We start from the raw sequence: 25,645 nt of genomic DNA, 5'->3' as shown, positions 1-25,645 counted from the left end.
GACCGTCGCCCGTGCAAAATGTAGCAAATTCGGAATGTTTTTACAGGGAAATACCCGTTGTCGCCGTATCTTCAGTCGCCTCGGTCAAGGTCACCAACACCTGGTGGACCAGACCATCCTGGAACAGCGGCACATAGGCCGAGCCATATTCGATTCTCCCAGGACGGTCATCGATTTCCACGGCGACCACTCGCCTGGCCCGGCCATCAGGATTACGCACATGAATCTCATAAGCGGTTTCGCCATCCGGCAACTGATAACGTAAATCAAAGCCTGGCCATTCATCGGGAATACAGGGACGCAAATGCAAGGCGTGTCCCTCGACCAGCTCCAGACCCAGAATGGATTCCAGCATAACCCGCAACAGCCAGCCCGCCGAACCCGTGTAACCGCTCCAGCCGCCACGCCCCACATGCGGTTCAACGCCGTAAATATCGGCAGCCACCGAAAAAGGCTCCAACCGGTAAACCGCGACCGCTTCCGGCGTCAGCGTGCGACTGACCGGGCTGAGCATTTCCAGCAAGCGCGCCGCCTGGTCCCGCCTGCCTAACTCCGCCAGGGCGCGCACCACCCACAGGGCCGCGTGGGTGTACTGACCGCCATTCTCACGCACTCCGGCGACATAACCCTTGATGTAGCCAGGGTCCTGCGGGGTATTCGCAAAGGGCGGGGCCAGCAATCGGATTAAGCCGTCCGGTTCCGAAATCAGATGGCGCTCGACGGCATCCATCGCTGCTTCCGCCCTGGCCCACGGCGCGGCCCTGGACATCACCGCCCAAGCCTGTGCCAGCGCGTCAATCCGACATTCGTCGCTGGCTTTTGAACCCAGCGCTTCGCCATTGTCATACCAGGCGCGGCGGTACCATTCGCCGTCCCATCCCTGTTCGTTCAGCGCCTCAGCCAGATGGCTGCGAAACGCCGCATAGCGCCGCGCCCGGTTATAGTCACTGTTCCGGCCACAGACCGGAATGAAGTCGCCCAGGATGGCGTACAGAAAAAACCCCAGCCAGACGCTCTCGCCACGCCCCTCGCGACCCACCCGGTTCATGCCGTCGTTCCAGTCGCCACTGCCCATCAGCGGCAGACCATGCGCGCCTTGGGTCAGCGAACTATCCAGCGCGCGGCAGCAGTGTTCGTACAGACTGGCGGCCTTGCCAGAATCCTCTGGCGTTAAAAACGCTTCATTCTCACCCGATTCCAACTCTCGCGCCTGGAGAAAGCGCACCGGTTCGTCAAACACGCTCCAGTCACCGGTCGCCCGACCATAAAATGCCGCCAGCCAAGGCAACCACAACCGGTCGTCGCTGAATCGGGTGCGAATGCCGTAACCGGCTGGTGGATGCCACCAGTGCAGCACATCGCCTTCGATAAACTGGTGAGCGGCGTGCAGGAGTAGCTGTTGGCGCGTCAAGGCGGGATCGTGATAAATCAGTGCAGCGGCGTCCTGCAATTGATCGCGGAAGCCAAATGCGCCACCTGATTGATAGAAAGCCGAACGCCCCCATAATCGGCAACTCAGGGTTTGATAAGCCGCCCAGCCGTTGATCATCAGATCGAGCGCAGGGGTTGGCGTCTGAATCCGTACTGCCGCCAGTCGCTCCCGCCAGGCGTGGCGAACCTCGGTCAGCGCCGCTGCGACCGCTCCATCCTCGCTATAGTGACCGATCAGCCGGCGGACCTCATCTCGACTGCCCGCCTCGCCCAGCAGAAAAGCGCGCTCCAAGGTCGCACCGGGTTCCAGCCGCAACGTCACTTGCAAGGCGAAACAGGGATCAAGACCGGTGCCCAGTCGTCCATCGAGGATTTTGTCGCGAGACAGTGCTGCGGGACAAGCAGGGCTGCCATGTCTGCCGATGAAAGCCGCGCGATCGCCGCTGATATGAATGGGTACGCTGTCCGTTGGGGAAACCGCAGCGAAGGCGATCCGGCCAGTGAATTCACGGTTGTGATTCTCCGCCAGCAACGCCCCCGTGGCGCTATCCTGCTCAATCGCCAGCTCTCGGGCATGGTCGCCCGGCAAAACTCCCAGCACCAGTCGGGCGTAAGCGAACAGGGACAAGCATCGGGGTTGACGGGCAGGGTTGTGCAGCCGAATCAGGATCAGCTTGACCGGTTCCTCACGGGCGGCGAACAACCAGACTTCCTGCGTCAAACCCTGACTGACATGGCGATAGTGGCTGTAACCGAAACCATGGCGAATCTCGTAGGGCACAGGTTGTGGAACTGGCCCGGGGGTGAGCGACCAGAATCGGTGACTGTCCTCATCACGCAGATACAGCGCCTCGCCATGCGGATCGAGGATGGGGTCGTTGCACCAGGGAGTCAGCCGGTTTTCGCGGCTGTTCTGGCTCCAGGTATAGCCCGCGCCGCTTTCGCTGGTCAGGAAACCAAACTGTGGATTGGCGATGACGTTAACCCAAGGCTGCGGGGGCAGACGCAAGCGGCCGTTGGCGTCCGGCGTCAGCCGAATAACATATTCATCACCGCTGGCGTTGAACCCTCCATAGCCGTTCCAGAATTGCAGGGATTCCGCGTCAGACTCAAACCTGCCGCCTTTCCCGCGCTCTTCATCTCCTGCTCTTAACTCTGCTCCCTGAAGGGGCAGAAAATTCTTGGAAGAATGGGCGGCGCACTCAGTCGCAGGTTCATAATATCGCGTAGATTTCCGACCCCTATTCATATTCAGCGCGCTTGGACGGAGTAGCGACGCGGCGCTCGATGCGGCCATGAACGATGCTTCAATGCGGGTTGCGGAAGCATAGCGAACCACCAGATCCAAAGCGGTTTCCCGATCCATAGCCGCGCCGAGCAGGAAGGTCAGCGACACCTCGCTGCCGGCAGCCAGTTCCAGTGAGCAGCGCAAACTGACAATAGGATCAAGTACGTTACCTACAGTGCCTGACAATGGTTCCTTTTCGACCAGCGCGTGGGGTGCAGCCAGCGAATAACCGCGACCGATAAAACGGGCGCGGTCAGTTTCGTGCTGCGGCGGTTGCGCCTTCTCATTTCCATCCTCGCCAGCCAACGCATGAACCAGCCAGCAGCCCTTTTCTCCAGGAGTTCGCGGTCGCCGCCGGGCCACGAGCGCGCCCTGCTTGGCCACCCACTCGGTTTGCACGAACAACTTGGAAAAGGCCGGATGAGCCGCATCCGCCGCCCAGGTATTGATCACTACTCCTGCATAACTGGTGATTTCGATGCGCCGGGGACTTTTTCCAGGATTGCGCAAGATCACCCGTCGAAGCTCCAGGTCTGCGTCCGGGGCAATGCAGAGATCCAGTCGGGCTTCGATACCCTCATTAAACTGGCGCAGCTCGGCAGTGCTTGCGGTAAAGCAGGATTCATAGCGCTCCGCTGATATCAGCGCCGGTTGCTGGCCTAATGACCAGAAGACGCCGCTATCAAGATCACGCAAATACAGGAACAGGCCGTCGTTGTTCTCAACCGGGTCCGCGCTCCAGCGAGTCAGCGCCAGGTCGCCCCATGCTGAATAGCCTGTGCCGGCGGCGGTGAGAAAAGTCGCATAGCGGCCACGGACAAGCACGTGACCGCCGACGGCTTGGGCGTGCTGGATCAGGTCGGCGTGCATGAATAATCTCCCAGCGAATTAAGGTTCTCCCTAATAGTGTAGCTTTATCGGGCCGAAATTCCCGCAATTACACGGTAAGTACCTCGTTTGCAAAAAATATCCATTAATATTCCTGACTTCCAGGTTCCAGCTCACTCCCAGGTCAAGCAGACCGTCTTATGTGGCAAAATTTGTCAAGCAAAAAATTTTGACAGTCGAATATATATTATTAATATCAGTGAACCTTCGCTACGGTCACCATTAGCGGCGCCACGACTTATATTGAGGATAACCAGCAGATGACCCTGACGATCCAGAACGGGCTTACCACCGTTCACACTGATGCCAATGCGGCCACCGTATCCAGCGCCTTATCTCAAACCCTATCGGTCGCCCGCCAGACGGCGCCGACCGGCAATGAAGACAATCCCTTTAAACCCACTGATACCGACCGCGATGGGGTGCCCGACGCCATTGAAGTTACTCAGGGCAGTAATCCTCTGGTCAAGGACAACGATGTCTTTACCTCGGACACCCGCTTTATTCAGCAGATTTACCGTGATCTACTGGGCCGGGAGGCAGACACGGGTGGATTTGATTTCTGGAGAAGCCAGCTTACGAGTGGCGTGATCAGCCGTACTGATTTGATAGCCGCTTATCTCGACTCACCGGAGTTCCAGAGTCAGGAAGGCGCCATTGCTCGCCTCTACCATGCTGCCTTTGACCGCATGCCGGACGCCACCGGTTTTGCTTACTGGGTCCAACAGATCCAGCAAGGCGCGAGCCTGGAGACCATCAGCGCGAGTTTTCTAGGATCGCTAGAATGGGCCAAGCTGGCTGTTGCTAGCGATGCAGCCTTTGTAGATCACCTTTATCATACGGTGTTGCGCCGTGATCCTGATGCAGCAAGTCAAGCCTTTTGGGAAGGACAGTTGGCGCATGGCGTTAGCCGCGCTTCGGTTCTGCTGAGCTTTACCGAGTCGCTGGAAAACCGGGCCGCCCTGGCCTCAAAGGTTGCGGTGGATATGCTGTATCTGGGCCTGCTTGATCGAGAGGGAGACGCCCAAGTTTACAACGACTGGGTGAGTGCTCTGGAGAGCGGCGCTCAGACCAGAGACCAAGTGATCGATACGTTCTTAAATAGCCAAGAATTTCATGATCGGGTATTGCAGCCCGATGTCACGATCGACACCACTGCGCCGACCGCCACAGTGACCCCGGCCACGATCCAGAATAGTGGCTATGCAGTGGTGCAAAGCAGCGAGACCGGAACGGTCTACCTGGTCAACGATGCGGTCACTGTCTCCAACATAACGGACATTACCCGCGCAGCCGACAACGCCTGGAACTCAGTGACCCTCAGTAGCCCCAATACCAACATCAGTCTGTCGGCAGCCGGGCTGATGGATGGCGCCTACCACGTCTATGCCATAGATGCAGCAGGCAATCTCAGTGCGGCATCAGCCCATAGTGTCACGATCGACACTACACCCCCAATTGCCACGGTGACCGCGGCCACGATCCAGAACAGTGGTTATGCAGTGGTGCAGAGCAGCGAGACCGGGACGGTCTACCTGGTCAACGATGCGGTCACGGTCTCCAGCGTAAGTGATATTACCCATGCGGCCAACAACGCCTGGAATTCAGTGACCGTCAGCAGCGCTAACACCGACACTAATCTGTCGGCCACAGGGCTGATCGATGGCGCCTACCGGGTCTACAGCGTCGATGTGGCCGGTAATCTCAGCTCACCATCGACCGACCGTGTGATCGTCAGTACCATTAACAGTGGCGGCGGTGATGGTGGTGGCGGCGGTGAACCTCCGAGTCACGCCATCGTGGGCCATGTCATCGGTGGACCAGTGGTCGCCGGCAACGACCTCAAGGCGATGGTCTATGCGGCGGACGGCACGACTTTGCTGGGCGAAGGCGTCATCAATGCGGATGGTAGCGTTACGGTGCAGGTCGGCGCCTATACTGGGGTCGTCGTTATCCATGTAGCGAGTACGGGGAGCCAAGCCGATTACTTCGACGAAGCCACCGGCCAACCCAAGGATCTGGACAGTGCGGTGCTTTCCAGCACCGGGACTGTCACTGCTCAGGGCATTACCCTGACCTTAAATATCAATGTATTGACGACGATAGCCTACAAAAAAGCGGTTGAGGCTGCCGGAACCAACCCGCTGGATGCGGCTCTTGTTAGTCATACTAACGCTGCGGTCGCCCAAGCCTTCGGATTGACAGACCTGACGGGCGACTCCATTCAGACCATTGTCGACTCAAGCGGCAATGCGCAGAGCGCCAATACCTATGGTCAAATTCTAGCGGCACTGTCTGGAGTGGATCAACAATTCAGCGGAAACACCCAGGCTACTATCAATGTCCTCACTTCCAGCATCATAGTAGCGGGTTTAACAGCCACGTTAGACACCACCACCCTGCAGGTTCTAATCGATGGCGCTAACACAGTCGATCCAGACCAAACCGAAGGGTTGGTTAGCGCCATATCAAATGCGACAGAACAGTCCTCCAGCTCCATAGCCATTGACGCCGTGGCGGGTGACAACATCATCAACAGCAGTGAGCAACACACGACGATTACCGGCGCCAACGCCGATGGCGCCACGGTGACCCTCAGTATCGGGAGCAACAATCGAACAGCAACGGTCAATGGCGCCAGTTGGAGCTACACCCTGACGGATACCGACATCAGCGCCATGGGGCAAGGCAGCGAGACCATTGTAGCCAGCGCCACACTCAACAGCACGACAGCCCAAGCGTCGCGGGGCGTCTATATCGATACGATGCCCCCGACTGCCACGGTGGCCGCGGCCACCATTCAAAACACCGGCCACGCGGCGGTGCAGAGCAGCGAAACCGGCACAGCCTATTTGGTCAAAGACACGGTCACGGTCACCGGCGTGAGCGACATCACCGGCGCGGCGGACGATACTTGGAACCAAGTCACCATCAGCAACGCCAACACCGACACCAATTTAGCGGCCACCGGCCTGGCCGACGGCACCTACCACGTCTATGCCGTCGATGCGGCGGGTAATCTGAGTGTGGCGTCGACGAATAGTGTGACCCTCGACAGCACGGCCCCAATGGCCACAGTAACCACGGCCACGATTCCAAACACTGGCCACGCGGCGGTGCAGAGCAGCGAAACCGGCACGGCCTATTTGGTCAAGGATTCGGTCACGGTCACCGGCGTGAGCGACATCACCGGCGCAGCCGACGATGCCTGGAATTCGGTAACTATCAGCAGCCCCAACACCGACACCAATTTAGCGGCCACCGGCCTGGCCGACGGCACCTACCACGTCTATGCCGTCGATGCCGCAGGCAATCTCAGCGCCGCCTCCACGAACAGCCTCCTAATCGACACCACATCCCCGACCGCCACGGTGGCCGCGGCCACCATTCAAAACACCGGCCACGCGGCGGTGCAGAGCAGTGAGACCGGCACGGCCTATTTGGTCAAAGACACGGTCACGGTCAACAGCGTGAGCGACATCACCGGCGCAGCCGACGATGCCTGGAATTCGGTAACCATCAGCAGCCCCAACACCGACACCCACTTAGCAGCCACCGGCCTAGCCGATGGAACCTACCGCGTCTATGCCGTCGATGCCGCCGGCAATCTCAGCGCCGCCTCAGCTCATAGCGTAACCATTAGCAGTGCGCCTAGCGACACCACGCCCCCGACCGCCACGGTAACCCATGCAATCATTCCTGACTATTGCCATGCGGTAGTGCAAAGCAGTGAGACGGGGACGGCCTATCTGGTCAGCGATTCCGTTTCTGTCAACAACGTGAGCGACATCACCGGCGCAGCCGACAACACCTGGAATTCGGTGGCCATTACCAGCGCCAATACCGATACCGATCTAACTGCGATGGGACTGGCTGCGGGAACCTATCATGTCTACACCGATGATGCCGCAGGCAATCTCAGCGCACAGTCGGACAATAGTGTCACTGTCACTTTCACCAACAATACCATCACCCCAGACCAATCAGTGGTGATTTTTGATATTGGTTCTGGACGATCCTCATGCCACAGTGACAGGATATTCGACGCGGACACGAATTACACCATTTACATCATTTTCCCCAATGAAGACGGGGAAGGTGGGATTGGCACTTTAGCCGAAGACAACAAATGGTCTGGCGCAGAAAATTTGGGGTCGGACGATATGGTGATTCTGGTGGGTTCATCAACCTATCCGCTGGGCGCATCAGGGTACAGTTATCGGTTCATAGACCAGCTAGGCTCCGCGACGAAGTCCATGATTACTATACGCCAAACCACACATGAAAAGGGGTATATTTCCAGTGCCATGACGTCCGCATGGATAACCCTGCATAATAACGGTAAACTTACATATAATAGTAAGTACACTGGCACAACATATATTTTCCAATCCCCTCCGGATTTATGGAACGGAACCATGGGCAACATGACGCACCCTGGCGATCATTACTTACTCGACATTAATACTTCTCAAGGTAACGACACGGCAAAAATGCCATACGGACTAATCACCTCGCAATTAGGATTGGGCTGAGGCATTGGCGAGAATGGTTTTTTACAAGTTTCGGACCGGAGAATCGGATAGCGCAAAGGAGCAACTATGCCAACACACCAACCCAATAGCACCCCATCGCTTGCTGGATTGGTGTAAACAGGTTCGATCACATCTTGAAACCGGAGCGATTGACGCAGCTCAGCAAATCCTTGACAGCGCCCAAGCCCACCTGCGGGAGCAGGCATCTCAGCTACCGGCTCCGGTCGTAGAACGCTGTACCCGCCAATTTCGTGGACTCCAGTTGGAGATTTGGCTGGCCAGTGAACAAACCAGCCAAATCGAGGCGTGGTTTGAAGAGACGCGCAAACAGATACCGGAAGAAGAGTGGGTCAGCTATTTCATTGGCTATACTACTCTCCTTGCCGGTAAGGATCGCCATACTGAAGCGGAGAGCATCCTGCGCGAAGGGTTGAAACATTATCCGAAAAATTTCGACCTCATCATCCAGTGGGTGGAGCTTGCCAAGATTCAGGGCCGTCCGATGCAGGCCATCCAACTGCTTCGCCGTGCGATACGACTTGCAGAACAAAGGAATGAGCCACTCCCACTACAAATTGAACTTTGGGTACGCCTCTCCACAGCCTGCTTGCACACCCTCGCGGAACAGGCGCATAAGGCCGCTGAAAAGGCCAACCAACTCGTAGGTGAGTTGGTGGAGAATGAACTGACCCCCGCACCCCTGATACGCCATCTCACTCTGCATGCCAAAACGGCTTTGGCTCTGGCCGAGAGTGAATCCCGGCGCCATGACGAGGCAGAGACCCTCCTTCACGATGTCCTGGCGGAAAACCCCTATCTTCTCAACGCACTGCAAGGATTGGGGCAACAGCAGATGCAACGAGGGAAGATCGACGAGGCGATCACGCTCTTTGAGCGCATCAAAGTGATCGATCCAGTCAAAGGAGCAACCTTTCTCATCAATGCCCGCAAGATACCGGAAGATGAAGCGATTCTTGAGCGAATGGAGAAACTGGCGCGTCAGCCGAGCCTTGAAGGCCGGGTGCATTCCGGTCTTCTGTTTCAGTTGGCCAGTGCCTGGGAGAAGAAAAAAGTCTATGACAAGGCGATCAGTTTGGCCCACGAAGCGAACGAAGCCAGTCGTCAGTTTCCTCGCTACGATCCTAAAATCCACCGCCAACGCTGCGCCCGTATCCGCCATGCTTTCCCTAAAGCCTTATTCGAGCATCGTAAAACGTGCGGGTATCGTGGCAAAGATGAATCCTTACCGGTCTTCGTGCTCGGTATGCCACGATCCGGCACCACCCTCGTCGAACAGATCATCGCCGGCCATAGTCAAATTTTTGGGGCCGGGGAGTTAGGGATTATCCCCTCGCTTATTCAGGGGCTGAATCGCTGGGAACGCCATGTCGGTTCCGGTCGTAGCTACCCCGATTGCGTGGACGACTTGAACGCTTATGTCACCGAAAAAATCGCCAGAGGAATATTAACTGAACTCAAAGAACTAGCCGCCAACGATAAACCCGCCGCCCGGCATATCGTCGACAAATTGCCGCACAACTTCGAGAATATTGGCCTGATCAAGTATTTATTTCCCCAGGCTAAAATTATCTCGGTGCGCCGGGATCCACGCGACATTGCCTTCTCTAATTACTTCACTGATTACCAGGCCAAACACGGCGGAATGGGCTTTGCTTATCATCTTACCTGGATTGGTGAACAACTGGCCGATCACAACCTTTTCATGCACCACTGGCATCAACTTTTTCCGGGTGAAATCCTGGAGATTCGCTACGAGGACGTGATTGAGAATACCGAAGCGGCGGCGCGCAAGATGCTGGCCTATATCGGCGTCGAATGGGAGGAACAGGTTCTCTCCTTTAACACCCTCGACCGTCCAGTAAAAACGGCTTCGGTCTGGCAGGTGCGACAACCTATCTACCAAACCAGTAAAGAAAAATGGCGTTGCTACCGAAACCATCTGGCTCCACTTATTCAAGGAACCAACGCCAAAATCACCTGGGAACCGATTGACGACATGGTGACCCTGCCCACACCCGGCATGTTCACCGATGGGGTTGCATTTTACAAAGAGGGGAAACTGGACGAGGCGGAGTATGAGTTCAAAAAACTCCTCCACCATCTTCCCGAACATGCGGCGGCCAACTTCATGGTAGGGCTGATCTATGCCCGCAAGGGTCACCTTCAGGAGGGCATTGCGCTGATGGAGAAAGGACTGGAAGTTTGCCCCTGGAATCGCCACTGGCGCCAAAGCCTAATTCATGTCTGCACCTTAGCGGGTAAGACAGCGAAGGTTGAGGCACTGAAACACCACCCGCCACAGGATGCCTTCATGGCAGACGAAGCTGAGCAAGGACAACCAGACGAGCTGGATGATCCGGCAATCTGGTGGGCTATAACCGGCGTCGACAAGAGGTAGAAACTGATCCCACCCGATTAAACTGCTTGAGGAGAGTGGCATACTGGTAGAAACTTGGAACGGTTTAACAGAACAGTGAGTGGAGGCTTCAAGCAGAATGAAGGCGGCTGATTTAACCGGCGAGCGTATGACCGTCAGCGAACGCCGCGCGGCGTTTTGGCTGGCGGGAGTCTTTTCCTTGCGGATGCTGGGTCTGTTCATGATCCTGCCGGTGTTTGCGTTGTATGCCGAACATTTGCAAGGCAATACGCCGGCGCTGGCGGGTCTAGCCATTGGCGTTTATGGCTTTAGCCAGGCGATTTTCCAAATTCCCTTCGGTTTCCTGTCCGACCGCTATGGCCGTAAGCGTATCATTTACCTTGGTTTGCTGATCTTCGCCCTGGGTAGTGTCGTCGCGGCGCTGGCCGGCTCCATCTGGGGCGTGATTCTGGGCCGCGCCTTGCAAGGTGGCGGCGCCGTATCGGCGGCGGCGATGGCGCTCGTCGCGGACCTGACCCGTGAGGAACATCGGATCAAGGTCATGGCGCTTATCGGCATCACCATTGGCCTGTCCTTTGCGGTTTCGATGGTGCTCGGTCCGGCGCTAAACGGCTGGATCGGCGTACCCGGCATTTTCTGGCTGACCGGTGTGCTGGCGTTGCTGGGCATCACTATCGTGCGGTTTCGGGTGCCTGATCCCGTGGTCAGCCGCATTCACCGCGATGCCGAACCGGTCGCCTCCCAGTTCGGGCGCGTGCTCAGCGATGGGCAACTCTTGCGACTTGACTTTGGCATCTTTACCCTGCACCTGTTGCTGACCGCCACTTTTGTGGCAACCCCGTTGGCCTTGCGCGATGCCGGTCTGGCCAGCGAACAGCACTGGCGCGTCTATCTGCCGGCGTTGATTCTGTCAATCGTGGCGATGGCGCCGTTTGTCATCATCGCCGGTAAGCAGCGCGGGTTGAAACCGGTGTTTCTAGGCGCGATCCTGACCTTGGCGCTCACCGAATTCGGGTTGTTGGCCTGGCGCGACACGGTACTGGACATCGGCTTGCTGCTGATAGCGTTTTTCACCTCATTCAACCTGCTGGAAGCGACGCTTCCTTCATTAATCGCCAGAATGGCGCCTTCTGACGCCAAGGGTACAGCGATGGGGATTTATTCCAGCAGTCAGTTTCTGGGCGCTTTTACGGGCGGCGCGCTGGGCGGTATTTTACATGGACGATTCGGACTTCAAGGAGTGTTCGCCTTTGCTGCGCTCGGCGCGCTGAGTTGGTTGTTGGTAGCTTGGACGATGGACAACCCGCGTCATTTAAGCAACCGCCTGCTCAATATCGGCGCTTGCGACGAGGTGGAAGCCCGGCATTTGGCGGCGCGTTTAAGCCAGGTGCCAGGCGTAGCCGAAGCAGTCGTTATCGCCGCCGAGGGTGTGGCTTACCTCAAAGTAGACCGGCGCATCCTGGACGAGGCGGCGCTGCGGGAATTAACGATGGCCAATGCCCAACCTGGCTTGTAACCCGTGAGTCGTGACATACTCAAACCCATTTCCCGCTCATTCCAAAATCGATCCAAGAGTTATTCTAAGGAGTAAGACAATATGGCCAGCATCAATAAAGCCATTCTGATTGGTCACTTGGGTAAGGACCCCGAAGTGCGTTATATGCCTAGCGGCAAGGCGGTCACCAATGTGAGCATGGCGACCAGCGAGACCTGGAAAGACCGGAACACCGGCGAAAAACAGGAGCGCACGGAATGGCATAATCTGGTGTTCTTTAGTCCTCTGGCCGAAATCGCTGGCCAATACCTACGCAAAGGTTCTTTGATTTTCGTGGAAGGTCGTCTGCAAACCCGCAAATGGCAGGACAAGAACACCGGACAGGATCGCTACACAACGGAAATTGTTGTTAATGATATGAAGATGCTGGATAGAAAAGGCGATCATGCCGGTGGCAGCGCCCCATTTGCCTCCGAAGGTCCGGGAGATAATTATGCGTCTGCACCACGATCACCCACACCCGCACCAGCGACCCGGCCTTCATCTCCACCGCAAGGGGGGCCGGACAACGACGGGTTCGACGACGATATCCCCTTTGCGTACGCCCATTATGCGCGTCCGTTAACTGACCACGCCGCCATGTGCGCCTTGGCCCGTGAATCCGATCATGAGATACCCTGGTAAGGATCGATTGAGCGGCCACCGAATGTCGATACCATGTCCATGATCGAGCCGACCTATCTGACCCATCAGTTCCTGATCGCCATGCCGACCTTGGCCGATCCCAATTTCTTTCAGACCGTGACTTATATCAGTGAACATAATGCGAACGGAGCATTGGGTCTGGTGATCAACCGGCCATTGAACCTGACGCTCGCCCAGTTGTTGGAACATCTGCAACTCGCTGCCGATAGCCCCGAACTGGCGACGATCCCGGTCTATCACGGCGGGCCAGTGCAACCGGAACAGGGCTTTGTTCTGCACTGCCCGGTCGGTCAGTGGGGGGCGACGCTGCGGGTTACCGACGACATTGGCATCACCACTTCCCGCGATATTTTACAAGCAGTGGCCTGCGGCGAGGGTCCGCAACAACTCCTGGTCGCCCTGGGCTATGCTGGCTGGGGGCCGGGTCAATTGGAGCGGGAAATCGTGGAAAACGCCTGGTTGTCGGTGGCCGCCAACCCCGATATTATCTTCCAAACTCCCAGTGAACAGCGCTGGCTGTCCGCCGCCGCGCTACTGGGCATCGACCTGACGCTACTATCCTCTGATGCGGGTCATGCCTGAAAACTCCGCCGTTTCGACGCCTGGACCGCTGGCGCTGGGTTTCGATTTTGGCCGGTTACGGATCGGGGTCGCTGTAGGCGACGCCATTACCGGTTCAGCCCGCCCCCTGTGTATCCTGCCCACCCGCCAGCAACGTCCCGACTGGGACGCCATCGCCCGATTGATCGCCGAATGGCGCCCGGATCTGCTGGTGGTCGGGGCGCCGCGCCATGCCGATGAAACAGCGAATGTCATCACCGAAGCCGCCTTGCGTTTCAGCCGCCAGTTACAAGGGCGGTTTCATTTGCCGGTCGCTACGATCGACGAACGGCTTTCCTCCTGGGAAGCTGGGCAGCGTTCTTCCAAGCCAGGCCGCCGCCGGGCAAATGCAAGCGCCCTGGACGCCCAGGCAGCGGCAGTGATTCTGGAAAGCTGGTTCAACCACCGACGGAGCCTTGCCCCATGCGTGATGCCGAGTTCCTGATTGAAGCGATGACCGGCCAGTTGCGGGAATTGCTCGCTCGGCGCGGGGTGGCCGAACCGGCCCTGGTGGGCATCCATACCGGCGGTGTCTGGGTGGCGGAGCGGCTGCATGAACGGTTGGGCGTCGCCGCCCCCCTGGGCCGGCTGGACATCTCCTTCTACCGTGACGACTTCAGCCGGATCGGCGTCAACCCGCAGGTTCGGCCCTCGGAACTGCCTTTCGACGTCGATGGCCGTCATCTCATTCTGATCGACGACGTGCTGTACACCGGGCGCACGGTGCGCGCCGCGTTGAATGAATTATTCGATTATGGCCGCCCCGCTTCGGTGTTGCTGGCGGTGCTGGTGGATCGGGGCGGGAGGGAATTGCCCATCGAAGCCAACGTGGTCGGCGCCCATCTGACCCTTTCATCAGACCAGCACATTCAATTGACCGGTCCCGATCCCCTGCAACTGATCATTCAAACCGCCAAGCCATGAGCGCCACGCCGATTCAACTGGACGCCCAGGGTCGCCTCCTGCATTTTCTGACCATCGAGGGACTGACCCACCGCCATCTCACCGACATTCTCGATACCGCGGAGTCATTGCGCGGCGTCGCCGAGCGTCGGGTCAAGAAATTGCCCACGCTGCACGGCAAAACCGTGGTCAATCTGTTCTTCGAGGCCAGCACTCGCACCCGCACCACCTTTGAACTGGCCGCCAAGCGGTTGTCCGCCGATGTACTCAATCTCAACATCGCTACCTCATCGGCGGTCAAAGGCGAAAGCCTGCTGGATACCTTGCGCAATATTGAAGCTATGCAATGCGACATGTTCGTCATGCGCCATTCCCAGAGCGGCGCGGCGGAATTCATGGCCCGCCATGTCAAGCCGCATATCGCGGTTCTCAACGCCGGCGACGGTCGCCACGCCCACCCGACGCAGGCCATGCTCGATGTGTTCACCATTCGCCGCCACAAACCGGATTTTCCCAACCTGCGCATCGCCATTGTCGGCGACATTCTGCACTCGCGGGTGGCGCGCTCGTTGATTCATGCCCTGAGCATTCTGGGCGCGGGCGAAATCCGCGTCATTGCGCCCCGGACTCTGCTGCCGACCCGCGTGGAGGATCTGGGCGTACAGGTCTTTTACCGCTTGCCGGAAGGTCTGCGCGATGTGGATGTTGTCGTGATGCTGCGCCTGCAACGGGAGCGTATGGAAGGCGCGCTGCTGCCCAGCGAACAAGAATTTTTCCAGCAATACGGGCTGACCGAGGAGCGGCTGGCGCTGGCCAAACCGGACGCCATTGTCATGCATCCTGGCCCGATCAATCGCGGTGTGGAAATCGACTCCCGCGTGGCCGACGGACCGCATTCAGTGATTCTGGAGCAGGTGACCAATGGTATTGCAGTGCGCATGGCGATCATGTCCATCACACTCGGTCATCACGCCCAAGCGAGCGGAGAGGACGCCTGATGCGCACGGTGATTCAAGGCGGCCGGGTGATTGACCCGGCGCACCAGATCGACAAAGTGACTGACCTGTACATCGCCGATGGCCGGATTGCCAGCCTTGGCGAGCCGCCCGCGAGCTTCATCCCGGAACGGGTTATCGATGCTCGCAACTGCATCGTTTGTCCCGGACTGATCGATCTGTGCGCCCGCCTGCGGGAACCCGGCCAGGAACAGAAAGCCACCATTGCCAGTGAAACCTGGGCGGCGGCGGCAGGCGGCATTACGACCCTGGTCTGTCCACCCGACACCGAACCAGTGGTCGACGAACCAGCAGTGGTGGAATGGATTCGCCGCCGCGCCAAATTCGCTGGTCACGCTCGTGTATTAGCGATGGGCGCTTTAACCTACCGTCTGCTCGGCGAGCGTCTGGCGGAAATGGCGGCGTTGCGGGAAGCCGGTTGCGTCGGCGTCAGCGATGGCGGACGTCCAGTCGCTAACAGCCGGGTGTTGCGCCGGGCGCTGGAGTATGCGGCGACATTCGATCTGACGGTATTTTTGACCCCGCTCGACGTTGAATTGGGGAACGGACTGGCGCATGAGGGGCCGGTCGCAACCCGGATGGGTCTGCCCGGCATCCCGGTTGCGGCGGAAACCGGGATGATCGCCCGTGATTTGGAGCTGATTCATGATTCGGGGGTGCGGGCGCACTTTGGCCGACTGTCCAGCGGTCGGTCGGTTGAGCTGATCGCTCGCGCCCAGGCGGAAGGTCTGCCGGTCACCGCCGATGTCGCGGTTCACCACCTGCATTTGACCGAAATGGACCTGGCGCGCTTCGACAGCCGTTGCCATGTTCGCCCGCCGTTGCGCGGGCGGCGTGACCTTGAAGCATTGCGTGCAGGTCTAGTCAGTGGGGTATTGACCGCGATCTGCTCGGACCACCAGCCGCATGAACCGGATGCGAAACAAGCACCATTTGGTGACACCGAACCGGGTATTTCCGGGCTGGATACTTTGTTAGGGCTGAGCCTGCGGCTGGTCCGGGATGGGGTGTTATCCCTGCCGGCGCTCATTGAACGGTTGACCTGGGGACCGGCGCGGATTCTGGGGCTGGACTGCGGTCATCTGGGCGTAGGGGCGCTGGCCGATGTCTGCGTGTTTGATCCCGAGATCGACAGGACGGTGGAATTGGACGTTCTCCACAGCCGAGGCCGGAACACGCCATTCCTCGGTTGGGAATTGCAAGGTCGAGTCACCCATACCTTGCTGGAGGGGCGCGTGGTTTATGACGAGAGCTGAATACGCTACGGCAACAAATCAGTCACGGCAATCCGATAATCAGGTCGGGTCAGCGGCGCTAGGGTTTCTCCTCGTTGCAGAACCGTTTGGGATTGGTACTGTTCTCCCTGAGGATTCCGGTAGACCTCCAGGCAGTGGTCCTGAAGATTAACGATCCAGTATTCGGCAATGTCGTTGCGAGCATAGACGGCCTGCTTGATTTTACGATCCAACCGTAATGTCGTGTCGGCCACTTCGACGACCAGCGCCGCCTTTGTCGGATGGGCATGAGTGTAATCCCGCGCCTGGCCAGGAACCACCGCGACATCCGGCTCTGGTTCGGAGTGTTCATCAAGCGCTAAGGGCATCTGAGTGCGAACGATATAGCCGCTCCTGAAAACGCTTCTTAGTATTTCTTCTATCAAAGAGATGGCGGTTGCATGAAAACTTTTTTGCGGCGACATATCAAAGATCACTCCCTCAATCAATTCCACCCGCTCTTCCGGTCGAAGAATGTCGTGTAGCACCATGTCGTCGTATTGTTGCCGGGTCCATCGATGGATCGGCGCCAGAACTTCAGCCATCATTAGCCTCCTCGTGAAGAGCGGGACAGGGAAACATGGTTAATAACTCTATCTCCCTATCCCCTGAATTCGTCACATCTGCTGCTTGAACGACGCCTTGTTCTGGGCATAGGTTATCGCTTCTTCACGGGTCACCGTGCCTTTCTTAACCAATTCCAGCAACCCCTGATCAAGCGTCTGCATGCCAAAAGCAGCGCCGGTTTGAATCGATGAGTACATTTGCGCCACCTTATCCTCGCGAATTAGGTTGCGGATAGCGGGAACGCCGACCATGATTTCATGCACGGCCATCCGTCCACCGCCTTTTTTCTTAAGCAGCGCCTGGGAAATTACCGCCCGTAGTGATTCCGACAGCATCGAGCGCACCATCGGCTTTTCACCGGCGGGGAACACGTCGATAATACGATCGATGGTCTTGGGCGCGGAACTGGTGTGCAAGGTGCCAAACACCAGGTGTCCGGTCTCGGAAGCAGTCAGCGCCAGACTGATGGTTTCCCGGTCGCGCATTTCGCCAACCAGAATGATGTCCGGGTCTTCACGCAACGCCGAGCGTAACGCCTCGCTAAAGCCCAGGGTGTCACGATGAACTTCGCGTTGGTTCACCAGGCAACGCTGGCTTTGATGGACGAATTCAATGGGATCTTCAATAGTCAATATATGGCCGTATTCATTTTGATTAATGTGATTAATCATCGCCGCCAAAGTGGTCGACTTGCCCGAACCGGTGGGACCGGTGACTAGAATCAAACCGCGCGGGACGGCGATGAGATCCCGAAATACCGGTGGGCAACCCAGTTCTTCGAGGCTTTTGATGACCGTGGGAATGGTGCGAAACACGCCCGCCGCGCCGCGATCCTGATTGAAGGCGTTGACGCGGAACCGGGCCAATTTAGGGATTTCAAACGAGAAGTCGCATTCGAGAAATTCGTCGTAGTCCTTACGCTGCTTGTCGTTCATGATGTCATAGATCAGTCCATGCACCTGTTTGTGATCCAGCGGAGGAACATTGATGCGGCGCACATCGCCATCCACCCGGATCATTGGCGGTAAACCCGCCGACAAATGCAGATCCGAAGCATTATTCTGTACGGAAAAAGTCAATAGTTCGTCGAGATTCATAGCGGTTGCTCTAGCAAGGGAAGAAAGAGAAAGCACCCGATAGCGGGCAGTTCTGCTAAGCTGGCTTTCCAATAGTATATCGTGCAAAACCATGATCGCTGCACCGCCATCGATCAGGAGCATTGACCATGAGTATTGATTTCGCCACGCGCCAGCAAACCGTGCTGACCCGGATCCGCGACGCCGAACGGCGCTTCCAGCGGCCGGTGGATTCGGTACAGTTGTTAGCGGCCAGCAAGACCCAGCCGGCTACCGCGATCGCCGCCCTGGCCGCTATCGGTCAACGTCGTTTTGGGGAAAACTACCTTCAGGAAGCGCTGGATAAAATGGCCGGACTGAAGGCGCTGGATTTGGAATGGCATTTTATCGGGCCGATTCAGACCAACAAAACCCGGGGCATCGCCGAGCACTTCGCCTGGGTCCACAGCGTAGACCGGCTGAAAATCGCCGAGCGCTTGAATGCACAGCGGCCAGACGAGCTGCCGCCGCTGAACATTTGCCTGGAAGTCAATCTTGATCAGGAACCCAGCAAACACGGTCTGGACCCGAGCGCGGTTGCCGAGGCTGCCCGGACGATCGCCGCGCTGCCGCGATTACGATTACGCGGTTTGATGGCGATTCCCGCCCCCGCTAGCGATTTTGACCGCCAGCGCCAACCGTTCGCCCGGTTGCGAGAACTGCGGGACCGTTTGAATGCCGACGACGGACTGGCGCTGGATACCCTGTCCATGGGCATGTCCGATGATTTGGAAGCTGCGATTGCCGAAGGCGCGACTCTGGTGCGAGTTGGCGCCGCCCTATTCGGACCACGCGCCTGATAATGTCGCTTTGCAGTATGCTACTAAGGTTTGCTTTTCAATTCAGCCGGGCAACCACCCAAGGCCGTTGTGCATTCTGAGAAACCCACCAACATGTCGTTACTCAATCCTCTTTCAGAAGATATTGCTCATCCTGGGTGGGCCAGTCTGTTGTTGTTGGCTATCCCTCTCCTGCTTGGCGCAAATGATGGCTACCTGCGTGAAATCGAAGAAGAAGCGAAACGCCAGGCCGCCACATTAACCATTGATCAGACCTCATCCAGTCTACCCGCAACGCCTGTGACCAAGCCAGGGGAGATCTATGCAGACCGATTGGCGCCCAGCCTGGATCAAACAGAGTTTGAACAAGCGCTGCGCGAAACCTTGCCGGGCACTTATGCGCTTTACCAGCAGTTCGATGCAACGCGCAGACAAGCCGTGTATGTGTTCTACCAGAAAGATAATCGGCTTGCGAGTATCAGCGAACAAGTGATTCAACTGCTGAGCGCCAAACCTTGAAACAAATCAGAATAGCTTGATCCGCTGGGTGAGGCTACAGGTTATAACGCACAATTTAATCTCGTTGGGTTATGCGTTGTATGCAAACCCAATTCATATCCATGACTGATTCAGGATTGCTTAGTACAGAGGTGGCGATGAAAAACATCCCCTTGGCATTCATCGGCGGCGGCAATATGGCGCGCTGCCTGATTAGCGGTCTGCTGATCAACAGCGGCGATGCCGATCATATCTGGGTCGCTGAACCGGACGCGGGCCAGCGCGAACTGCTGCGCGGACGTTTTGGCGTTCATACCAGCGCTGACAACTGTCAGATCGCGGCCAAAGGCCAGGTGATCATCCTGGCGGTCAAACCTCAGATTTTGCGACTGGTCGCCGAGGAGCTGGCCGAGAGCGTACAGCAGCGCCAACCCCTGGTGATTTCCATCGCTGCCGGTGTGCGCGAACCGGATTTGCGGCGCTGGCTGGGCTATGACGCCGCCATCGTTCGCACCATGCCGAATACGCCAGCACTGGTGGGCAGCGGCGCGACCGCATTGTTTGCCAACGCCTGGGTGAATGACGAGCAGCGACAAATCGCCGAATCAATTATGCGCTCGGTCGGGCTGACGGTCTGGGTGGACAGCGAGCGGATGCTGGACGCAGTCACCGCCTTGTCCGGTAGTGGCCCCGCTTACTTTTTCCTGCTCATGGAAGCGCTGGAAAAAACCGGGACCCGCCTCGGGCTGGCGCCGGAAACCGCACGCCTGCTGACCGTGCAAACCGCGTTCGGCGCCGCCAAAATGGCGTTGGAAAGCCCGGAGAACGCCGCCATTCTGCGCGAGCGAGTCACTTCGCCCGGCGGCACTACCGAACGAGCGATCAGCGTATTTCAGGATGAACAACTTGACCAATTGATCGCCCGATCACTGGCCGCATCGCTGGCCATCATGGAAACGCCATCGCTGCTCACCGAACAATTGGATGAACTGGTGAGCAAAGCGCTGGACGCCGCCCATCACCGCTCTCAGGAACTGGGAAACCTATTGGGAGGGCAGCCGTGACTGCCGTCGCTTTTCTGATTCAGACCTTGTTCGGTTTCTACATCCTGGCGGTGATGCTGCGCTTTCTGCTGCAATGCGTGCGCGCCGATTTCTACAATCCCCTGGTGCAATTCCTGGTGCGCATCACGAACCCCCCTTTGTTGCCGCTGCGCCGAATCGTGCCCGGTTACCGGGGATTGGATCTTGCGGCGATAGTGTTGGCGTCCCTGTTGCAACTCATCGAGATCGTGCTGCTCAACGCCTTGTCCATTCAGCCGGTCGGGATCGGCGGTCTGTTGCTGCTAACCGTTCTGGAACTGTTCAAGCTATTGATCAACATTTATCTTTGGGGCGTCATTATCCAGGCGGTGCTGAGCTGGTTCAATCCCGATCCCTACCATCCGGCAGCGCGCGTGTTGACCCAGTTGACCGCGCCGTTGTTGCGTCCGGCTCAGCGCCTGCTGCCGCCAATTTCCGGAGTGGATTTGGCGCCAATGCTGGTGGTCATTGCGTTGATTTTCGTGAGCTTGCTGCTGCAGGATTTCGTCAGTTTGTGGGGAGTGACGCGCTGACGTCATGACCGAAACGGGTTATGTCTGGAAGGGTGCGGACCTGATCCTGCGTGTGCGGGCGCAACCACGCGCCCATCGCGATGAGTGGCTGGGCTTGCGCGAGGATCGTTTTCATGTCCGCATCACGGCTCCACCTGTGGATGGCCAGGCGAATGCGCATCTACGCGCGTTCCTTGCGGACTTGTTCGGCGTGGCAAAGAGTCGGATAACGCTGCTCGCTGGCGAAACCGGGCGAGACAAGCGTTGGCGAATCGTCGCGCCAAGACGGTTTCCACCGGGGATTAAATCCGATTGACCGTTTTTCAGTGCTATTGTAACCGTTCATCGCTTCAACGATAGTCGTCGAGACCGCTTCTTACGATGGACGAATCTCTTGCATCAGCGAATGCGGTCGGCTGACGCAGACCGTACGTCCGGAAAACCGCGCTACGCCATCTTCCTCCAACCGGCTAATGATCCGTGACAGCGTTTCGTGCCGGGCGCCAATCATCGACGCCATGTCGCGCCTTGAGATCGGCAAATTAATAACACGACTGCCATCCGGCGCCGCATGGCCGTGACGGTCCATCAGGTTAGCCAGGAGATGGACGAATTTGTCTCGATTAGACAGGGTAGCGTTTTGCACCAGTTTGTTGTGCGCATCGTCCAGATCCGTGTTGATGCGTCGCAGGAATTGCAGCCCCAGCGCGGGATTGCGGTCCATTAAAGTTTTGACAACCTGCTGATCGATAAAGCAAACCCGACTCGGGCCGAGCGCCTCAGCGTTGAAGCGGCGTCTTTCTCCCAGCAGCAATCCCCGGTAGCCCAAAGTGTCGCCGGGATAGCTGATTTGAATAAGTACGGTGTTGCCTTCGGCATCGATCCGACGCATGGCTGTCGCGCCGGAGACAATGCAGTAGATGCCGTAACTGGGTTCTCCTGCTGTAAAAATCGCTTCCCCCGCACGGTACCGACGACTTTTGCGAGCCTGGGCAAGGAGTTTGACGTCCTCTTTGGCCAGGACGCGCCATTCATTGCGTTGACGCATTGGGCACTCAAGACAGTTAGCGCCCGGCATTGCTTGACGTCGCTCGACCATCCTCCACTCCTCCTTCCGCTCTATTTTTTTATCATGCGCGTTATTGAGTTCTCTGACCTCGTTGGCAAAGAAACTCTCAGCAACGATAGCTGGATTAAACCCAAGTTTTAAGATTTATAAACTATAGTTCATGAACAATGTAAAGAGGAATACATCATGTCAAAACATTTACGACCACTGAGCCTGACCCTCGCGATAAGCCTGCTGGGCACAGGGAGTTTGTTCTGGACGATTGTTCCCGAAGCTGGGACATTCTGGAGCGCCTCGGCGAAGACGCAGGAGCGTTATGCCGCGCAACCCACGGGCTGGAACGGCCCTGCCAGACAATGCGTCGTTTGCCACAGCCTGGAGAAGGACGGTTTCCCGCGCGTCGGCCCCAATCTTTGGAATATTGTCGGTGCGCCAAAAGCCCGAGCCAACGGTTATGGTTATTCCCAGGCGCTGGCCAAAGCGGGCGGGGTCTGGACGAAACAAGAGCTGGATCAGTATTTGGCCAAACCGGACCGATTCCTGCCAGGAACCAGTAAAACCATCACGGGTCTACCGAACGCTGAGGAACGGACGGCGATCATCGAATTTCTGGCGACGCTTAAGGATTAACGGTTCCGACAGCCTTCGGAGGATTCTGGGAGTCCTGTTCAGTTCCTCACGCAATTTCCACCGAATCCCCATCTTCCGCACATCATCGCCCCAAACAACAGGAATAGGCTTCTCGCTATCCATTCCACATAATGAGGAGTCTTGCCATGAAATATGGCCTGTTTGTCAAAATTGCTCTGATTTTTCTGGTGACGCTGGTTCTAGCCATTGGCTTGGCGCAAATCAGTTTCCTGGTCAGCGAACGCATGGCGCGGCGAGACGGGGTTGTCGCTGAGATCGCCGCGTCCACCGCCCGCGGTCAGGTGTTGGTGGGACCGGTGTTGGTGGTTCCCTATACCCGCATCATCAAGACCCTGAAACCGGCTGATAAGGAGGAAGGGAAAATGATCGAAGTGGAAAAGCGTAGTTCGGATCGATTACTGTTGCTGCCTGCCGAATTGGATATTCAGACCCGACTGAATACGGAAACAGTTCGCCGTGGGCTTTACCAGGCGGTGGTGTTCAGCGCCACTCTCGCCTTCAAGGGCCGCTTTATCGCCGAGGGCGCGCCCCTCCAGCCTGGGGAAAACGAGCGCATTACCTATGGCGAACCGCGCCTGATCGTGGGCGTCAGCGATCCACGCGGCATCCTCCGCGCGCCAGCGTTGCACTGGGCGGAACAGCGCCTGGAGTTTTTGCCGGGTACGGGCGAAGAGCGCATGGCCAACGGCATTCAGGCGCGCCTGCCGAGCGTTGACCCGCAACAGCCCTGGACGACGGAGTTCGCCTTTTCGCTCGATTTGCGCGGCACCCAGTCCTTCAGTGTCGCGCCGGTCGGCGATGCGACCCATATCGCTATGCAGGGCGGCTGGCCGCATCCCAGCTTTTTCGGTCAATTTCTGCCGGAAACCCGCCAGGTTACGCCGGAAGGCTTCACCGCTACCTGGGCCACGACCCGGCTGGCCGCCAACATGGATCACCAGATTAATACTTATCTGCGCGGTAACCAGGGTCTGCTGCAGGGGCTGATCGGGGTGCGCTTCATCGAACCCGCCGACAGCTATGTGCAAAGCGACCGCGCACTCAAGTACAGTCTGCTGTTTATCGGTCTCAGCTTTACCGCCTTCTTCCTGTTCGAGGTGCTCAAGCGACTGGCGATCCATCCCTTGCAATACGGGTTGACCGGCGCGGCGCTGGTGTTGTTCTATCTGCTGTTGCTGTCCTTGTCCGAACACCTGGGTTTTGCGCTGGCGTATGGGGTTGCGACCGCCGCCTGCGTCGCCCTGGTCAGTTATTATCTGGTTTACGTCCTGGGCGGCATCGGCTGGGGGCTGAGTTTTGGCGCGTTGCTCGGCGGCGTATTCGGCATTCTGTATGTATTGATCAGTCTCGAAGATTATGCCTTGCTGGCCGGGTCGCTGACCCTATTTGGCTTCCTGGCGCTGGCGATGGTGTTGACCCGCAAAGTGGACTGGTATCAACTGAGCGATGGTTTACAGCACCGAGTTGATCAGAGTGTAAACGGTAGACCGGCTTCCCCTGAAGAGTTAATGCCTGCTCCATGAAGATCCTTTATTATGACTGTTTCGCCGGCATCAGCGGCGACATGCACTTGGCGGCCTTGCTGGATTTGGGTGTGGATCACCATGCCTGGCGACAGGAACTGGCCAAGCTGAACCTGGAGGGTTACCAGGTGCAAATTCGCCGCGCCAACCGCAAAGGGATTAGCGGTACTCAGGTGCATGTCATCGCTGATTCTCATCAGCCAGAACCTCGCAACTTGCGTCAGATCGAGGCGCTGATCGGTCGCAGCGCCTTGCCCGACGCGATTCAGGCGCAGGCAATGGGCGTATTCGGGCGCTTGGCGGAGGCCGAGGCACGTATTCATGACACCACTCTGGATCGCATTCATTTTCACGAAGTGGGGGCGCTGGATGCGATCGTGGATATTGTGGGTGGGGCTATCGCGCTGGACTGGCTGAAAGTGGATCGGGTGCTGTGTTCGCCGGTTGAACTGGGCAGTGGCGTGGCGCATTGCGAACATGGCGTATTGCCTGTGCCAGCCCCGGCCACGCTGGAGTTGCTCAAAGATGTCCCCGTGCGGCTGGGAGCCGTTCCGTTTGAGGCGACCACGCCGACCGGCGCTGCATTGCTAACCACGTTTGTTGATGCGTTTGTGGAGCGACCGGCGTTTTCCGTGCAGCGCATCGGTTATGGCATCGGTCATCGCGATGGCCCCATTCCTAATGTGCTGCGGGCTTGCCTGGGCGAACAAGCGGCGCCGGAGCGCGCGGAGGAGGAATTGCATGTTCTGGAGTGCAATATCGACGACATGAACCCGGAGTGGTATGACTATCTGCTGGAGCGGCTGTTCACGATAGGCGCTCTGGATGCCTGGCTGACGCCGGTGCAAATGAAGAAAAACCGGCCCGGTGCGTTGTTGAGTGTCCTTTGCGCGATGGAAAAGACGCCGCATCTTGCAGAATTGCTGCTGATCGAAACCACAACGCTGGGCGTGCGTCATTATCCAGTCAAGCGCGCTGAGTTGGTTCGAGAGATCGTGCAGGTAACGACCCCTTATGGCGAAGTCAGGGTTAAGATGGCCTGCCATCAAGGCCGGACGCTGCGCCGTAAACCGGAATATGAGGACTGCAAGCGGCTGGCACTGGAACATGGCGTACCGATTCATGAGATTTATGCGGCAACGCAGGGCGCTCTGAATAGCGGCCTAGCGACTTGACAGAAGTTTGGCGCACGCTCATTTCAGGAACTCGTCGATCCGATCTTGCGGATGGAATTCAAAGGTGTGACGATCGATTATCGTAACCCGTGAAGCGGCGTCCTCTCCGAACGGGGTTTGCTGGAATGCGTAACTCACCCG

The 25,645-nt window shown here is 57.7% G+C and carries 21 protein-coding genes; 17 read left to right on the top strand and 4 right to left on the bottom strand.

What is annotated here, in order from left to right; translation table 11 throughout:
- Positions 1–40 precede the first annotated feature (40 nt).
- Positions 41–3,589 carry a glycosyl transferase gene (locus tag H6973_06420; protein ID MCP5125271.1) on the bottom strand — a complete coding sequence of 1,183 codons (3,549 nt, stop codon included), beginning with the start codon at positions 3,587–3,589 and terminating at the stop codon, positions 41–43.
- Positions 3,590–3,867: 278 nt separating this feature from the next.
- Here H6973_06420 and H6973_06415 point away from each other — a divergent pair, with 278 nt between their 5' ends.
- The 9 genes from H6973_06415 to H6973_06375 all read left to right on the top strand — a co-directional run bounded on the left by H6973_06415 (position 3,868) and on the right by H6973_06375 (position 16,515).
- Entirely contained in the window at positions 3,868–8,142 is a 4,275-nt protein-coding gene (locus H6973_06415; GenBank protein ID MCP5125270.1) for a DUF4214 domain-containing protein, read from the top strand.
- 13 nt (positions 8,143–8,155) lie between these two features.
- Positions 8,156–10,561 carry a sulfotransferase gene (locus H6973_06410; protein ID MCP5125269.1) on the top strand — a complete coding sequence of 802 codons (2,406 nt, stop codon included), beginning with the start codon at positions 8,156–8,158 and terminating at the stop codon, positions 10,559–10,561.
- A gap of 97 nt (positions 10,562–10,658) precedes the next feature.
- On the top strand, positions 10,659–12,056 hold the full coding sequence (locus H6973_06405; GenBank protein MCP5125268.1) for an MFS transporter: 1,398 nt from the start codon (positions 10,659–10,661) through the stop codon (positions 12,054–12,056).
- Positions 12,057–12,137: 81 nt separating this feature from the next.
- Entirely contained in the window at positions 12,138–12,719 is a 582-nt protein-coding gene (ssb, locus tag H6973_06400) for a single-stranded DNA-binding protein (protein ID MCP5125267.1), read from the top strand.
- A 39-nt stretch (positions 12,720–12,758) separates the two neighbouring features.
- On the top strand, positions 12,759–13,322 hold the full coding sequence (locus tag H6973_06395; protein MCP5125266.1) for a YqgE/AlgH family protein: 564 nt from the start codon (positions 12,759–12,761) through the stop codon (positions 13,320–13,322).
- On the top strand, positions 13,315–13,785 hold the full coding sequence (gene ruvX, locus H6973_06390) for a Holliday junction resolvase RuvX (protein ID MCP5125265.1): 471 nt from the start codon (positions 13,315–13,317) through the stop codon (positions 13,783–13,785). The genes H6973_06395 and ruvX overlap by 8 nt, the downstream gene beginning before the upstream one ends.
- Positions 13,764–14,264, top strand: a complete 501-nt coding sequence (pyrR, locus tag H6973_06385; GenBank protein ID MCP5125264.1) for a bifunctional pyr operon transcriptional regulator/uracil phosphoribosyltransferase PyrR — start codon at positions 13,764–13,766, stop codon at positions 14,262–14,264. The genes ruvX and pyrR overlap by 22 nt, the downstream gene beginning before the upstream one ends.
- On the top strand, positions 14,261–15,241 hold the full coding sequence (locus H6973_06380; GenBank protein ID MCP5125263.1) for an aspartate carbamoyltransferase catalytic subunit: 981 nt from the start codon (positions 14,261–14,263) through the stop codon (positions 15,239–15,241). Before pyrR ends, H6973_06380 begins: the two co-directional genes overlap by 4 nt.
- Complete coding sequence (locus H6973_06375; protein MCP5125262.1) at positions 15,241–16,515, top strand: dihydroorotase; 1,275 nt, start codon at positions 15,241–15,243, stop codon at positions 16,513–16,515. The genes H6973_06380 and H6973_06375 overlap by 1 nt, the downstream gene beginning before the upstream one ends.
- Before the next feature lie 5 nt (positions 16,516–16,520).
- Here H6973_06375 and H6973_06370 read toward each other — a convergent pair whose 3' ends face one another.
- Positions 16,521–17,078: a Uma2 family endonuclease gene (locus H6973_06370; GenBank protein MCP5125261.1), complete on the bottom strand. Its 558-nt coding sequence runs from the start codon at positions 17,076–17,078 to the stop codon at positions 16,521–16,523.
- Between the two features lie 72 nt (positions 17,079–17,150).
- Complete coding sequence (locus tag H6973_06365) at positions 17,151–18,197, bottom strand: type IV pilus twitching motility protein PilT (protein MCP5125260.1); 1,047 nt, start codon at positions 18,195–18,197, stop codon at positions 17,151–17,153.
- A 128-nt stretch (positions 18,198–18,325) separates the two neighbouring features.
- On the opposite strand from H6973_06365, the gene H6973_06360 reads away from it, so the two are divergent.
- The 5 genes from H6973_06360 (at position 18,326) to H6973_06340 (ending at position 21,402) form a co-directional block, all read left to right on the top strand.
- The gene (locus H6973_06360) at positions 18,326–19,015 is read left to right on the top strand and encodes a YggS family pyridoxal phosphate-dependent enzyme (protein ID MCP5125259.1); all 690 of its coding nucleotides are present in this window, start codon (positions 18,326–18,328) and stop codon (positions 19,013–19,015) included.
- Positions 19,016–19,108: 93 nt separating this feature from the next.
- Positions 19,109–19,513: a hypothetical protein gene (locus H6973_06355; protein ID MCP5125258.1), complete on the top strand. Its 405-nt coding sequence runs from the start codon at positions 19,109–19,111 to the stop codon at positions 19,511–19,513.
- A 137-nt stretch (positions 19,514–19,650) separates the two neighbouring features.
- On the top strand, positions 19,651–20,556 hold the full coding sequence (locus H6973_06350; GenBank protein MCP5125257.1) for a pyrroline-5-carboxylate reductase: 906 nt from the start codon (positions 19,651–19,653) through the stop codon (positions 20,554–20,556).
- A 53-nt stretch (positions 20,557–20,609) separates the two neighbouring features.
- Positions 20,610–21,107, top strand: a complete 498-nt coding sequence (locus tag H6973_06345; GenBank protein ID MCP5125256.1) for a YggT family protein — start codon at positions 20,610–20,612, stop codon at positions 21,105–21,107.
- Positions 21,108–21,111: 4 nt separating this feature from the next.
- Positions 21,112–21,402, top strand: coding sequence for a YggU family protein (locus H6973_06340; protein ID MCP5125255.1), 291 nt, complete (start codon positions 21,112–21,114; stop codon positions 21,400–21,402).
- Positions 21,403–21,462: 60 nt separating this feature from the next.
- On the opposite strand, the gene H6973_06335 is transcribed toward H6973_06340, so the two are convergent.
- On the bottom strand, positions 21,463–22,134 hold the full coding sequence (locus H6973_06335; GenBank protein MCP5125254.1) for a Crp/Fnr family transcriptional regulator: 672 nt from the start codon (positions 22,132–22,134) through the stop codon (positions 21,463–21,465).
- A gap of 207 nt (positions 22,135–22,341) precedes the next feature.
- Between H6973_06335 and H6973_06330 the strand changes: the two genes are divergently transcribed.
- The 3 genes from H6973_06330 (at position 22,342) to larC (ending at position 25,504) form a co-directional block, all read left to right on the top strand.
- Positions 22,342–22,785 (top strand): c-type cytochrome, encoded by a 444-nt coding sequence (locus tag H6973_06330; protein MCP5125253.1) that lies wholly within the window; start codon positions 22,342–22,344, stop codon positions 22,783–22,785.
- A 146-nt stretch (positions 22,786–22,931) separates the two neighbouring features.
- The gene (gene creD / locus H6973_06325; GenBank protein ID MCP5125252.1) at positions 22,932–24,329 is read left to right on the top strand and encodes a cell envelope integrity protein CreD; all 1,398 of its coding nucleotides are present in this window, start codon (positions 22,932–22,934) and stop codon (positions 24,327–24,329) included.
- Positions 24,326–25,504, top strand: a complete 1,179-nt coding sequence (gene larC / locus H6973_06320) for a nickel pincer cofactor biosynthesis protein LarC (protein MCP5125251.1) — start codon at positions 24,326–24,328, stop codon at positions 25,502–25,504. Before creD ends, larC begins: the two co-directional genes overlap by 4 nt.
- Positions 25,505–25,645 lie beyond the last annotated feature (141 nt).

This window comes from Gammaproteobacteria bacterium, from assembly GCA_024235095.1.
Lineage (GTDB): Bacteria > Pseudomonadota > Gammaproteobacteria > Competibacterales > Competibacteraceae > UBA2383.
Note: the sequence above shows the minus strand (reverse complement) of the source record. Positions and strands in the feature narration are given on the sequence as shown.